Origin of the sequence: Knoellia sinensis KCTC 19936 (assembly GCF_000768705.1) — a bacterium.
GTDB lineage: Bacteria > Actinomycetota > Actinomycetes > Actinomycetales > Dermatophilaceae > Knoellia > Knoellia sinensis.
On the sequence record NZ_AVPJ01000019.1, the window covers coordinates 20,342 to 34,040 of the forward strand.

The window sequence follows — 13,699 nt, forward strand, 5'->3', positions numbered from 1 at the left end:
CCTTCACCGCCTGAAGGAACGCTCATGTCGGGCTGGTGCGAAACGGCTTCGCCGGCACCAACCACGGCCCTAGCGTGTCTCCATGCACCGCTGAGACTCGCTTGATACCGGTCTTCGCCACCTTCTCGGAAGGGCCGAACCCGGCCTCACCCTCACCGCAGGGTTCGTGCACCGCACATTTCGCAGGAGGCTCGGATGTTCCCTCGACTCACCCGCCGCGTGCTACCCGCCGCGCTTTCCGTGTCCGCGCTGGCGGCCACCATCCTCATCTCCGCCTCAGCACCGGCATCCGCTGCACCGGGCGAGAACAACGGCAACGTGGTCTTCCGGAACCACCAAACGTTCAAGGACAGTCACATCGAGCAGGAGGAGCACGGCGACGAGTTCTGTCCCGACGTTCCCTTCGACGTTCGGTGGGACGGAAACATCACTGTCACGGACATGGTTCAGACCAAGGGTCGCGGCGACTTCGAGTACTTCTCGTTCAAGTTCAGCGGGAGCAACACCTACACCAACCTCGAGACCGGAGCCACCTTCCATGACCGGGTGTCCTTCCGGTCGAGCGACCAGAAGGCGCGGTTCAACGAGGACGGCACGCTGTCGCTCACGATCATGGACCGGCTTGGCTGGAAGCTCTTCGACGGCAACGGGAAGCTCGTCGGGGTCGACGCTGGTCTCGTGAAGATCGACCTCGTCGTCGATCTGAGCGATCCGGAGAATCCGGTGGACCTCAGTGAGACGGTCACGGAGCACGGGACCCGGCAGTTGGGTGAGCGCGACTTCTGCACCGACGTGATGACTTTCATCGGCTGACTCCAGTCAGCAGCGCGGCCCGCCTTCCAGGGAAAGGCGGGCCGCACTCATGTCTGTCGTGCCGATCAGGCTGCTGTATGCCGGTCAGGCGTCCTTGATCTCGCAGAGGACGGCGCCGTTGGTCACCGTCGCGCCGACCTCGGCTGCGAGGCCGGTGATCGTGCCGGCCTTGTGGGCGGTGATCGGCTGCTCCATCTTCATCGCCTCGAGCACGACGATGAGGTCACCCTCGGCGACCTCCTGGCCGTCCTCGACGTTGATCTTGACGATCGTGCCCTGCATGGGCGCGGTGAGGGAGTCGCCGGATGCCGCAGCGCCGGCCTTGCCGCCGCCGGAACGCTTCGGAGCCTTCTTCTTGGCAGCGGCGCCACCGCCACCACCGAGCGCGATGCCGCCGGGGAGGACGACCTCGAGGCGGCGACCGCCGACCTCGACGGTGATGCGCTGGCGCTCACCGGCGTCCTCGGCGCCCTCTGCAGCCTCACCGGCGAAGGGTGCGATCTGGTTGTCGAACTCGGTCTCGATCCAGCGGGTGTGCACCGTGAACGGCGCGTCACCCTCGGGGGCGAAGGCCGGGTCGGAGACGATTGCGCGGTGGAACGGGAGGACGGTCGGCATGCCGTCGACCTCGAGCTCGGCGAGGGCTCGACGGCTGCGCTCGAGGGCCTGCTGACGGGTGGCACCCGTGACGATGAGCTTGGCGATCATCGAGTCGAACGCACCGGCCACGGTGTCGCCCTCGACGATGCCTGCATCCCAGCGGACACCCGGGCCATGCGGGACGACCATGCGGGAGACCGTGCCGGGGGCGGGCATGAAGTTGCGGCCGGCGTCCTCACCGTTGATGCGGAACTCGAAGGAGTGGGCGCGCGGCGTCGGGTCGTCGAAGCCGAGCTCCTCGCCGTTGGCGATGCGGAACTGCTCGCGGACGAGGTCGATGCCGGTGACCTCCTCGGTCACGGGGTGCTCGACCTGGAGGCGGGTGTTGACCTCGAGGAAGCTGATCGTGCCGTCCTTGGCGACGAGGTATTCGCAGGTGCCGGCGCCGACGTAGCCCGCCTCGCGCAGGATCGCCTTGGAGGCGCGGACCAGCTCGGCGTTCTGCTCGTCGGTGAGGAAGGGCGCTGGGGCCTCCTCGACGAGCTTCTGGTTGCGGCGCTGGAGCGAGCAGTCGCGGGTCGAGACGACGACGACGTTGCCGTGCTGGTCGGCGAGGCACTGGGTCTCGACGTGACGGGGCTTGTCGAGGAACTTCTCGACGAGGCACTCGCCGCGACCGAAGGCCGTGACGGCCTCGCGGACGGCGGATTCGTAGAGCTCGGGGATCTCCTCGATCGTGTGGGCCACCTTGAGGCCGCGACCGCCGCCGCCGTAGACCGCCTTGATGGCGATGGGGAGGCCGTATTCCTTGGCCAGCGCGACGACCTCGTCGGCGTCCTTGACCGGGTCCTTGGTGCCGGGAGCCAGCGGGGCGTCGGCCTTGACGGCGATGTGCTTGGCCTTGGCCTTGTCGCCGAGGGCGTCGATCGCTTCGGGGGAGGGGCCGATCCAGGTGAGCCCGGCGTCGATGACGGCCTGGGCGAACTCGGCGTTCTCGGCGAGGAAGCCGTAGCCGGGGTGCACCGCGTCGGCGCCGGCCTCCTTGGCGACCTCGATCAGCTTGTCCTGGAGGAGGTAGGAGTCGCCCGGGGTCGTGCCACCGAGGGCGAACGCCTCGTCGGCGACCTTGACGTGCAGGGAGTCGCGGTCGGGCTCGGCGTAGACGGCGACGGAGCCGATGCCGGAGTCCTTGCACGCGCGGGCGATGCGGACTGCGATCTCGCCACGGTTGGCGATGAGGACTTTGCTGATGGCCATGGGTCGGACTGTAGTAGGTCGGCCGAACGGGCGCTGCCGATGGTCACGCGGGGTCCGTCACACCCGCTTCGTGGGTCAGACTCCGAGTGACCGCGCGAGGGCGAGGAGGCCCTGTTCGAGGCCGGCGCGCTCGCTGGGGGAGAGGACGGCGACCAGACGTGCCTCATTGTCGATGTGGGCGGTGAATGCCTCGTCGATGAGTTTCTTGCCGGCAGGTGTGAGGGCCACGAGGCGGGAGCGACCGTCGGTTCCGCTCGGCTTGCGCTCGACGTAGCCCCGGGCCTCGAGCCGGTCGACCCTCTTGGTCACGGCACCCGACGTGACGACCGTCTGCTCCGAGAGGTCGGACGGGGTCAGCGCGTAGTCACCGCCTTGGCGTCGCAGCGTGGCGAGGACGTCGAACTCGCCCTCCCCGAGGCCGAAGTCCTCGTAGACGCGGACGAGTTCGTTCGTGAGCGCGTTGGCGACACGGTGCATCCGTCCGATGACGAGGAATGGGCTGGTGTCGAGGTCGGGACGCTCGGCGCGCCATTGGTCGACGATCTGCGCTGCACGGTCTGGGTGCGTGGCTCCAAGCATGGGTGGAATATACCTTCCATGGAAGGTATTGTGTCTTCCGTGGAAGCTATATCGGGCAAGAAGCTGGGTGGGCTGGCGCTCGTCGCCGTCACCGCGATTGCCCCGATCGTCTGGGGATCCACGTATGCCGTGACGCACCTCTTCCTCCCGCCGGACCGTCCGCTGTTCGCGGCTGTCATGCGGATCCTCCCGATCGGGCTCCTCATGCTCGCGTGGCATCGCCGCCTCCCGCGCGGATCGTGGTGGTGGCGCTCTGTCGTCCTCGGCACCTTGACGATGGGCCTGTTCGCGGCGCTGCTCTTCGTGGCCGCGGTTCGCCTCCCGAGCGGCCTCGGGTCGACCATGACCGCCGTCGCGCCGATCATCACCATGGGACTCGCCTGGGCGATCCTGCGTGAACGCTCCACTCCCGCGACCGTTCTGGCTTCGATCGTCGGCGCCTTCGGTGTCCTGCTCCTCGTGGTCGAGGGTGGCTACCAGGGCGGAGTCGACCTCATCGGGGTGCTGGCCTCGCTCGGGGCCGTGACCTCGGCGAGCGTCGGCTTCGTCCTGACGAAGCGATGGACGGCTGCCGAGAGCGTCCTCGTCGTGACGACGTGGCAATTGGTCGCTGGTGGCCTCGTCCTGCTTCCCTTCGCCCTGTTCCTGGAGGGGGCTCCGCCCTCGCTACCACTCTCCGGGTGGCTCGCCCTGGCCTACCTCGGGCTCATCGGCTCCGGTGTCGCGTATGTCGCGTGGTTCAAGGGTCTCGCCTCGATGAGCGCGGGCGCGGTTGCCGTCATCGGTCTGCTCAACCCAGTGGCCGGCACCGTCCTCGGGGTTGTCCTCCTCGGTGAGCCCTTCGGCGCGATCCACGCCCTCGGCATGGGTCTCGTGCTCGGCAGCGTCGTTCTCGCACAGCCCCAGGTTCGCCGAGCCCTTGCGGGCGTCCTCCGCCGCCCTGCAAGGAGCTGGGAGCGGGAGGGGCGTGCAGAAGCGAAGGTGAGCACCCGGCATACGGTGGATGTATGCCCATCCACGACATCGTCCTGACATCCGGCACGTCCGACATCACGATCCCGCAGCTCGGTCTCGGTGTGTGGCGAGTCCCGGACGGCGAAGTCGACTCGACCGTTCTCACTGCGCTCGAGGCTGGCTACCGGCACGTCGACACCGCGAAGGCCTACGGCAACGAATCCGGCGTCGGACGCGCGCTGGACAAGACTGATGTGCCGCGCGACGAGATCTTCGTGACAACGAAGGTGTGGCCCACGGAGTTCGGCCCGCAGGAGACGGTCGAGTCGTTCAACGCCTCGGTGGACCGCCTCGGTCTGGAGACCCTCGACCTCTTCCTGCTCCACTGGCCGTTCCCGCAGCAGGATCGGTTCGTCGTGGCATGGCAGGCGCTCCAGGCCTTGCGTGACGCCGGGCGGGTGCGCGCGATCGGTGTCTGCAACTTCCACCGTGACCACCTGCAGCGGCTGTTCGACGAGACCGGGGAGTGGCCCGCGATCAACCAGATCGAGCTCCACCCCTACCTCCAGCAGCGCGAGATGGTCGAGTTCAACGCGGAGCACGGCATCGTGACAGAGGCGTGGAGCCCACTCGCCTCCGGGCAGCAGGTTCTCGACGACCCGGCGATCGGCGCGATCGCCTCGCGGCTCGGTGCCACCCCGGCGCAGGTGATCCTCGCGTGGCACCTCGCCCAGGGCTTCGTCGTCCTGCCCAAGTCGGTGACCCCGTCGCGCATCGCCGAGAACCTCGCGGCCGCCGAGGTGACGTTGACGCCGGCTGACCTCGCCGAGATCGCCGCGCTCGACCGTGGCTTCCGCACTGGCCCCAACCCCGACGAGTACCACGGGTAGTTCTCCGCCGCCGCGGCTCACCGGCCGTTGAGGAAGCCGATCACCGTCGCTCCCCACCAGCCCACCTGCGACACCCCGGCGCTGCCAGCGGCGACGAGGAATGCCCCGCTAGCCACCAGTCCCGCGTAGCCGACCCAGATGGCTGCGTTGACGCGGCTGGCCACGTCGATGACGTCGGTCAGGCCGTGGTGACCAAGCAGCCGCCGGGCACCGGTCCAGTCCACGGCGAGGACGGCGCCGAAGCCCAGCACGAGACTGGCGAGGTGCACGAACAGCGCCACCTTGTGCAGGGTCGCGTCGGCATGGACGTGCGGCCCCATCCACGCGACGGCAGCGACCACTCCAGCCAGTGCCGCCGCCTGCACGAACGACAGGACGAGGGGCCCGATGAGTGCGCTCCCGTCGGTGCGTGGTTGCGGTGATGCGGGGACCGCGACAAGGGCGGGGGCGGTGTCGGTCATGGGACTTCCCGTCAGTAGGTTGTTAGGTGAGGCTTACCTAAGTCCATCGCACCGGCGGTGACAAGTCTGGGGAGCCCACTCACAGGAGAAACTCGTGAATCGCACTGTGGCCGCAGCCTCTGCGCTCGTCCTCGCCGCGTCCCTGACCGCCTGCAGTTCTGGATCCGGCGATGCCGTGGCCGTGGCGTTGACATCGGCCGGTTGCCCCGACCTCTCACTGCCCGAACGGCCCCTCACCCTCCGGGTGCACAACAGCGGCGGGGAGGGTGGTTTCGAGGTCTACGACAGCGCCGGTGCGTCGGTCGCCAGGCTCGACCCGGTCAAGGCGGGCGCCCACGCCGACGTGGAGGTCGACCTCGGGGCCGGTCACTACGTGCTCGAGTGCGGACCCGAGGAGGCCACCTCCAGCCTCACCGTCGGAACTCCGTCCGATGAGCCCCTCGACCTGGGCTCGGCTGCACCGGCCGACAAGCCCGCAGTGGCCGGGTCTGGCACCTTCGACACCACCAACCTTGTCGCCAACTCAGCTAAGTACGCACCCCAGATCGTTGACCCGACCATGCTCAACGCGTGGGGTCTCGCAAGCCGTCCGGCCGGGAAGGGCGGCCACTTCTGGGTTGCCGCGAGCGGCTCCGCCTCCTCGATCCAGTACGTCGGCGATGTTGCCGGCACGCCACTGCACCAGGACGACCTCCGGGTCGTGACCGTGCCCGGGGACAAGGTCGAGGGTTTCGACACCCTGGGTGAGCCCACGGGCGTGATCTTCAACGACACGACGAACTTCGTCGTGGACCAGGGCGCGGTCAAGGGACCGGCGAAGTTCCTCTTCGCCACCGCCGACGGCACGATCAGCGCGTGGACCGAGACTGCTCAGCCGGGCGGCAGCGTGACTCGACCACCCTTCGCCACCAAGGTCGCCGACGACTCGGCCGACGGTGCGCAGTACTTCGGGCTGGCGATCTCGCCGACGGGTGACCAGCTCCTCGCTGCGGATTTCGGTACCTCGAGGATCGTGACGTTCTCCAGCACGTTCGAGGAGGAGGCGACGAAGGGCTTCAACAACCCGTTCCCCGGCTTCGCGCCGTTCAACGTCACGACCATCGACGATCAGGTGCTCGTGTCCTATGCCAAGGTCGACGAGCCCGGTGAGGAGGTCCACGAGCCCGGAGCCGGGAGGGTTGCGGCGTTCACGGCCGACGGCGCGCTCGTCAAGGCTTTCGACGACCAGGGTGGCCTCGACGCGCCGTGGGGGATCGTCAAGGCGCCGGCGGGATTCGGGGGACTCGAGGGTGCCCTGCTCGTCGCCAACTTCGGGGACGGCACGATCTCGGCGTTCCGTGACGGGGCCTTCGTCGACTATGTGCGCGACGCTGACGGCGAGCCGGTCGTCGTGCCGGGCATCTGGGGGCTGCTGGCGGGCAACGGTGCGTCTCTCGGCGACGCCAAGGCGGTCTACTTCTCCGCCGGCCCACGGGGTGAGCAGGACGGCATTTTCGGTCGTATCGACCCGAAGTAGTTTTCGTCTTTGTGCCCCAGTGGGACGGCGAGCGTCAGCGAGTTGTCCCACTGGGGCACAAAGACGAGGCACGTCCCGAGCACTCGAACCCTGGCGTCTCAGACGGGCAGGAGTCGGGACACGAACTCTCTGAGCTGGGCGACGTTGGCGCACTCGTGCATGTCGACGATCTCGGCGTAGCGCAGGGCGACTGAGTCGCTGCTGCCCCACATGCGGGCAGGTTCGGGATTGAGCCAGGACACGTGGCGGGCGCGGGAGGTGATCTCCCGCAGCATGTCGAACTGCGGGTCGGTGTGGTTTGAGCGGGCGTCGCCGAGGATGAGGACGGCCGTGCGGTGGCCGATGACGTCGAGGTGGTGCTCGACCACGTCGGCGAACACCGCGCCGTAGTCGCTGTTGCGGTGCCAGCGCGTCATGCGCGAGAGGTCGTCGAAGGCGTTGCTCAGGTCGCTGCCCGGGGCCGCGCCCAGCACCTCGTCGGTGAGGTCGTCGACGCGGTTGACGAAGCCGAGGATGCGGACGCGACGGAACTGGGCGGCGAGCGCTTGGACCAGCAGGATCGTGAAGCGCGAGAAGCCGGCCACCGACGTCGACAGGTCGCACAGGATCACGAGGTCGGGACGGTGCGGGCTCGCGTGCTGGAGCGCTGGACGAATGGGTACCCCGCCCGTGCTGAGCGAGCGTCGCAGGGTGCGCCGGATGTCGATCGAGCCGCGCGATGCGCGACGCCGGCGGGCCGCCAGCCGGGTCGCGAGCTTGCGCGAGAGCGGCTGGATCGCGCCCCGGAGCTCGTCCAGTTCGGCCGGCCCGGCGAGGAGGAAGGGCGTCCGGTCGGCAGGTGCGCGGACGGCATACCGGCTGATCCGTTCGGCGCCGCGCGCCTCGGCGTTGCGACGACGCGTCTCGGCCTCGACGCGGCGGCGGAAGGCAGCGACCTCCGAGCGGACCTCGTCGCGGGTGAAGCGGGAGGCGAAGCTGTTGCCGCTCGGCGCACCCCCGGCTCCGGACCCGGTGCCGCCGGACCCTCCGCTGCCGTCGCCGGATCCGCCCGGTGCGTCCTCGGCGGCATCCTGCATGCGGGCCAAGGCGCCCGCGATGGCGGTCTGCGGAGCGAGGGTGTCGAGCGCCTGCTGCGCCGAGAACGAGCCGGTCGTGGCTGCGTTGGCGAGGGCGCCGAGTTCCGCGACGACCCGTGCTGCGAGGTCGTCGAGGGCGCGTTCGTCGCCCAGGGCGAGGGCTCGGGCGAGGTCGTCGCGGAGTTCGGCGGCGCGGTGGCGTCGGTCCTGGATGGTGGCTGGGGGAGCGTCGGCGGTGATGCCCGACCGGTCGCCCAGGGCTGCGGGGAACCACACGTCGTAGAGGTCGTCGAAGACCTGTCGTTGCCCGGCCCGGCGCAGGAAGGCCGCCGCCAGCCCCTCACGGAGGCGTTCGCGGTCGTCGAGCCCGAGGACGTGGGCGGCGGCGCCGGCGTCCACGACCTCACTCGTGCCGACGACGACGCCGTGGCCGCGCAGGGCGCGCGCGAACCCGACGAGTCGGGAGTCGAGTGCGGTGGACATGGCGGTGTGGTCCGGCAGCCGGATCAGGCGGGCGCGGGAAGGTCGAGGGCGACGGCCGCGCGCTCGATGTCGTCCTGGTGCTTGAGGAGGACGCCGAGGTTGTCGCGGACCAAGTCGGCGCTGAGGTCGTTGTCCTGGGTGGCGCCGAGGGCGATGAGGGTGCGCGCCCAGTCGACCGTCTCGGACACGGACGGTGCCTTGCGCAGCCGGAGTTCGCGCAGGCGCTGGACGAGGCGCACGACGGATGCCACGAGCGCATCGTCGAGGCCCGGCGCGCGGAGCGTGACGATCCGCTGCTCGAGCTCGGCGGAGGGATAGTCGATGTGGAGGAAGAGGCACCGCCGACGCAAGGCCTCCGAGAGCTCGCGGGTCGCGTTCGAGGTGAGGACGACAAAGGGCTGATGGGTGGCCGTGATGGTGCCGAGTTCGGGCACGGTCACCTGGAAGTCGCCGAGGATCTCGAGGAGCAGGCCCTCGATCTCGACGTCGGCCTTGTCGAGCTCGTCGATGAGGAGCACGACCGGTTCGTCGCTGCGGATGGCGGCGAGAAGGGGGCGGGGGAGCAGGAACTCGTCGCTGAAGATGTTGTCCCGCAACGCATCCCAGCCGTCCGAGGCATCCTTCTCGGCGGTGATGCGGAGGAGCTGCTTGGCGTGGTTCCACTCATAGAGGGCGCGGGCCTCGTCCACCCCCTCGTAGCACTGGAGCCGGATGAGCTTGGCGCCCGTGGCTGCGGCCACGGCCTTGGCGAGTTCGGTCTTGCCCACGCCGGCCGGACCTTCGACCAGCAGCGGCTTGCCCAACTGGTCGGCGAGGAACGCGGTCGTGGCGATGGCGTCGGACGCGAGGTAGCCGGTGACCGCGAGGCGCTCGCGCACCTCGTCGACGGTGCCGAAGCGCGGGGTGGCGGGTGCAGGAGGTGCCGAAGTGCTCACGGTGACATCCTCGCAGTCGGGGGCGGACGGCATACGCTGCGGTTCATGTCTCCACGGGTGATCCACACCGCACAGGCACTGGTCGACGTCGTCGTGGAGGTGCCCGCGCTGCCGAGGCGCGGCGGCAATGTCATGGCTCCGCCGCCGAAGGAGTACGCCGGGGGAGCGGTCAACATCCTCCTCGCGGCGGCGCGTCAGGGAGCCGAGTGCATGCATGCGGGAGCGACGGGGACGGGCCCGCACGGCGAGCTCATCCGGGCGGCGCTCAAGGCGGAGGGCGTCACGGTGTCGAGCCCGACGGTGCCGGACCTCGACACCGGGATCTGCGTCGTCATGCTCGAGCCGACGGCTGAGCGGACGTTCGTCACGACGCAGGCGGCGGAGCGGCTCATCAGCGTGGAGTCCCTGCAGACGTCCGAGCCCGTGGCGGGTGATCTCGTGTGCGTGAGCGGCTACTCGTTGACGGGAACCACGCGAGATCCGTTGCTGGAGTGGCTTGCTGGGCTTCCTGAGGGTGTCGAGGTCGTCCTCGATCCGGGGGCGATCTTCGCCGAGCTCGACGACGACATCCGCGAGCGCATGCTCGCGATGACGACGGTCTGGACGGGCAACGCGGAGGAGAGCGAGGCGCTGACCGGCGAAGCCGACATCGTCGTGGCGGTGGCGAAGTGCGTCGAGCACCTTCCGCCCGGTGCTGTCGCGATCGTGCGCGACGGGCCCGAAGGATGCGCCGTGCATGCCGACGGTGAGACCACCGACCTCGACGGCTACCCGCAGAAGCCGGTCGACACCAACGGTGCAGGAGACACCCACACCGGTGTCCTCGTGGCCTGTCGTGCCGGCGGGCTGTCGTGGGTCGAGGCAGCCCGCCGAGCCAACGCCGGAGGGGCCATCAAGGTGACGCGGCGGGGGCCCGCGACGGCCCCGAGGGCAGACGAGATCGACGCGTTCCTGGCGCGCCAGTCGGTTGACTCGCGGTAGGTGGATCTGTCGCGAATCGACAGCCGGTGGCAGGTTTGTGCCATCAATCCGAACGGCTGCGCGCACCTCGGCAGCAGGGCCATTCTGAGAGACGTGGCTGATCCACCTCTCGCACGCCGAGCCGGCGGCACGAGGGCTTGACGCATTGCGCCTCGAGGTCGTCTGAGCCGGCACCCGACCTCCTCATTTCCTGCTGCACGATGCCCTGAACACGGGCGAAATGAGGACCTCATGCATTCCACACCCATTGGCGAGCGAGGCCGCTCGTCTCGACGAGCACGACGCGGCCGAGTGGCTCTCACGGCGATCGTCGGTCTCCTTCTCGCGCTGGGCCTGACCGTGCCCAATGCCTTTGCTGCCGACGGCCCGTTCGTCATCGAGGGCACGATTCCCGATGCGAACATCGATCCGATTCCCGACGTCTTCGGCAGCGTCAAGGAACTCGGACCCGTCAACGGCAACTCGACGAAGATCATCCGCATCCACAGTGACGCGGTCCCGACCCTGGAGAAGACCAACCCGAACTCCCAGGTCGACCTCCGCCAAGCCTGGCTCGACACCGCGCGGGACCCCAGCACCAATGACGACTGGCTGTACTTCGCGTGGGAGCGCGACTCCAACACCGGCAGCGGGTTCATTGCGTACGAATTCATGCAGAACGAGGCACCCGCGAGCTGTGCCTACGAGACAGCGACCGAGGCGCAACTCATCGCCACCTGCAACCCCTGGGCCAACCGCACCGCGGGCGACTTCATGATCCTGTGGGACCAGCAGGGCGGCAGCACCGCCCGGTACCTGCGCACGTGGTCCGGCACCGCTCCCAACCTCGTCCTCAGCGGGCTCCAACCGCTCAACGACGAGGTCTCGCAGGTGGCCTACGGTTCGGGCGGTTTCCGCGGCGAGGCTGCGGTCAACCTGACGGACACCATCTTCGGCGGCGTCACGCGATGCCTGTCGTTCGCCAACACCATCCCGAGCACGGTCACCGGCAACTCGGACGAGGCTGACTACAAGGACACGATCCTGAGGACGACCCCACCGATCACGAACTGCGAGTCGACGACCGTGACGACGCCCAAGGATGGCGATGGAGCGGACATCCCCAACGGTGGTCTCTCGATCGGCACGGGCGTGGTGGCGGTCAAGGACTCAGCCGTCGTTGACATCGAGGGCGGCACCTCCACTCCCGCAGGCTCGGTCGCGTTCCACCTCTGCAAGGTCGACGCGCCTGACCTGTGCGCCACGGGAGGCACGTCGGTGGGTTCGACGAACCTCAGTGGCGCTGCCTATCCGGCGACCGTGGTCTCGCCCACGGCCCATCTCACGTCGGTAGGCCGCTACTGCTGGCGCGCCGTCTTCAGCGGCGACACCGCCAACGGCATCCCCGGCTCGTCCGACTCCAGGGCAAATGAGTGCTTCACGGTCAACCCTGTGACGCCGGGACTCGCCACCACGGCAGGACCCGGCGGGCTCCTGGGCTCGGCCGTGACCGACTCGGCAACCCTGAGCGGCCTGGCCACCCAGCCGGCCAACCCCGTCATCAACCTCAATGGTGCGGCGGGTGCGGCAGCGGGTGGAACCATCACGTTCAAGCTGTTCGGCCCGGGCAACTGCACGACCCTCGCCCACACCTCGGCGACGGTCCCAGTGAGCGGCAACGGGACCTACAACACGCCCAACCCGCAGTTCGTGCCGACGGCACCTGGCACCTATCACTGGGTTGCGACCTACAGCGGGAACTCCCCGAACAACAACGGGACGACCCACAATACCGGTTGCACGGATGACAACGAGGACGTCGTCATCACCACGGTCCCGTCGAGCCTCACCTCGGCGCAGTCATTCATCCCGAACGACTCCGTCACCGTGAGCGCCACGGCTGGCGGTGCGATGGCCGGCACGGTCACGTTCACGGCCTACGAGACGTCCGACTGCACCGGCACGGCACTCCTCACTGAGGACCAGACGGTGGCGGGCAACTCGCCGCAGACGGTGAGCACCACCAACACCACGGTGTCGACCACAGCGGCCGACATCTCGTGGAAGGTGAGCTTCGACAGCACCAACCCGGCGCAGCGTGACATCGACGACTCGTGCCACGAGTCGTCCACGCTGACGATCAACAACGGCGGCACCGTCACCAGCCCGTAGGGGCGTCGCCGCCCACCCCACCATCGGCCGGACCGGGGACCCATCCCCTCCAGGGACCTCGGTCCGGTCCCGGGTGCCCGCCTGCCGTCCCGAAGTCAACCAATTGGACGGTTGAGAACGGATCAGGCGGTATGCCGTCCACCCGCCAGTCCGCCGGCCTGTCCACCTGCCGTACCGAACTCACCCAATTGGACGGTTGAGAACGGATCAGGCGGTATGCAGTCCACCCACCAGTCCGCCCGCCTGTCCACCTGCCGTCCCGAACTCACCCAATTGGACGGTTGGGGACGGATCAGCGCGTATGCCGTCCGCCCGCCTGCCGTCCCGAACTCACCCAATTGGACGGTTGGGGACGGATCAGCTCGGGTGGCCTTCCGCCTCTGCGGACTCCGGGTCAGCCTCGGCCGCAGCCGCCTTGGCATCGGTCAACGCGCGCGCTCGGCGACGGTCGAGGAGCATCTTGCCCAAGCTCCCGACGACGACGGCGCCGACCGTTCCCGACATGATCCAGGCGAAGGCGGACGGTTCGTCCGAGCGATCCATGCAGGTCTCCTCGAGTCAGTCCCAGCGGTCAGCCGGGGAGTTTTGACAGGTCCTCGCGACAACGGTCCTCGAAACCGGCCAGCTCGGTCAAGGCGTCCTCGATGTCACGTCGGCGCTGCTCCAGGTCGGTGCGGCGCTCGTCGATCTGGCCGAGGACGTACTCGAGTTGGCTGCGGCGGCCGCGCGGTGCGTCGTAGAGGTCGATGATCGTGCGGATCTCCTCGAGCGGGAAGCCGAGTCGCTTGCCGCGCAGGATGAGGCCGAGGCGGGTCTTGTCACGCCGGTGATAGATGCGGGTGGTGCCGTGCCGCTCGGGGGAGATCAGGCCGAGCTCCTCGTAATGGCGGACCGTCCGGTGGGTCACGTCGAACTCCTCGGCGATCTCACGGATCGTCCAGGTTTCGACCTCGCCCTCAGGGTCTCGCGCGCGGCTTGCCATGCCGGGCAGTATTGCTTTACG

At 68.7% G+C, this 13,699-nt stretch carries 13 protein-coding genes; 6 read left to right on the forward strand and 7 right to left on the reverse strand.

Translation table 11 applies throughout. The features are described 5' to 3' along the window. The first annotated feature begins 195 nt into the window (after positions 1–195). Complete coding sequence (locus N802_RS17095; protein WP_035918707.1) at positions 196–813, forward strand: hypothetical protein; 618 nt, start codon at positions 196–198, stop codon at positions 811–813. 84 nt (positions 814–897) lie between these two features. Here the strand turns inward: N802_RS17095 and N802_RS17100 are convergent, their stop codons facing one another. Both N802_RS17100 and N802_RS17105 read right to left on the reverse strand, forming a co-directional pair. Further along, positions 898–2,670, reverse strand: coding sequence for an acetyl/propionyl/methylcrotonyl-CoA carboxylase subunit alpha (locus N802_RS17100; RefSeq protein WP_035918709.1), 1,773 nt, complete (start codon positions 2,668–2,670; stop codon positions 898–900). A 75-nt stretch (positions 2,671–2,745) separates the two neighbouring features. Next, entirely contained in the window at positions 2,746–3,249 is a 504-nt protein-coding gene (locus N802_RS17105) for a MarR family winged helix-turn-helix transcriptional regulator (RefSeq protein ID WP_035918711.1), read from the reverse strand. Positions 3,250–3,267: 18 nt separating this feature from the next. Here N802_RS17105 and N802_RS17110 point away from each other — a divergent pair, with 18 nt between their 5' ends. Next, complete coding sequence (locus tag N802_RS17110; RefSeq protein WP_052110102.1) at positions 3,268–4,281, forward strand: DMT family transporter; 1,014 nt, start codon at positions 3,268–3,270, stop codon at positions 4,279–4,281. Beyond that, entirely contained in the window at positions 4,257–5,093 is an 837-nt protein-coding gene (locus tag N802_RS17115) for an aldo/keto reductase (protein WP_035918714.1), read from the forward strand. Before N802_RS17110 ends, N802_RS17115 begins: the two co-directional genes overlap by 25 nt. Positions 5,094–5,110: 17 nt before the next feature. Here N802_RS17115 and N802_RS19735 read toward each other — a convergent pair whose 3' ends face one another. Next, a complete protein-coding gene (locus tag N802_RS19735) occupies positions 5,111–5,554 on the reverse strand; it encodes a hypothetical protein (protein WP_052110103.1) in 444 nt (147 codons plus the stop codon). Positions 5,555–5,648: 94 nt separating this feature from the next. On the opposite strand from N802_RS19735, the gene N802_RS17125 reads away from it, so the two are divergent. Further along, entirely contained in the window at positions 5,649–7,070 is a 1,422-nt protein-coding gene (locus tag N802_RS17125) for a TIGR03118 family protein (protein ID WP_052110104.1), read from the forward strand. 98 nt (positions 7,071–7,168) lie between these two features. On the opposite strand, the gene N802_RS17130 is transcribed toward N802_RS17125, so the two are convergent. Together N802_RS17130 and N802_RS17135 are read right to left on the reverse strand one after the other, a co-directional pair. Beyond that, positions 7,169–8,629: a VWA domain-containing protein gene (locus tag N802_RS17130; RefSeq protein WP_035918716.1), complete on the reverse strand. Its 1,461-nt coding sequence runs from the start codon at positions 8,627–8,629 to the stop codon at positions 7,169–7,171. A gap of 23 nt (positions 8,630–8,652) precedes the next feature. Beyond that, entirely contained in the window at positions 8,653–9,564 is a 912-nt protein-coding gene (locus tag N802_RS17135) for an AAA family ATPase (RefSeq protein WP_035918800.1), read from the reverse strand. A gap of 45 nt (positions 9,565–9,609) precedes the next feature. Between N802_RS17135 and N802_RS17140 the strand changes: the two genes are divergently transcribed. Together N802_RS17140 and N802_RS17145 are read left to right on the forward strand one after the other, a co-directional pair. Continuing rightward, entirely contained in the window at positions 9,610–10,545 is a 936-nt protein-coding gene (locus N802_RS17140) for a PfkB family carbohydrate kinase (RefSeq protein ID WP_035918718.1), read from the forward strand. Positions 10,546–10,776: 231 nt separating this feature from the next. After that, positions 10,777–12,696: a hypothetical protein gene (locus tag N802_RS17145; protein ID WP_035918720.1), complete on the forward strand. Its 1,920-nt coding sequence runs from the start codon at positions 10,777–10,779 to the stop codon at positions 12,694–12,696. 357 nt (positions 12,697–13,053) lie between these two features. On the opposite strand, the gene N802_RS17150 is transcribed toward N802_RS17145, so the two are convergent. Next, positions 13,054–13,239, reverse strand: coding sequence for a hypothetical protein (locus tag N802_RS17150; protein ID WP_035918722.1), 186 nt, complete (start codon positions 13,237–13,239; stop codon positions 13,054–13,056). Between the two features lie 28 nt (positions 13,240–13,267). After that, positions 13,268–13,678: a MerR family transcriptional regulator gene (locus tag N802_RS17155; protein ID WP_035918726.1), complete on the reverse strand. Its 411-nt coding sequence runs from the start codon at positions 13,676–13,678 to the stop codon at positions 13,268–13,270. Positions 13,679–13,699: the final 21 nt, after the last annotated feature.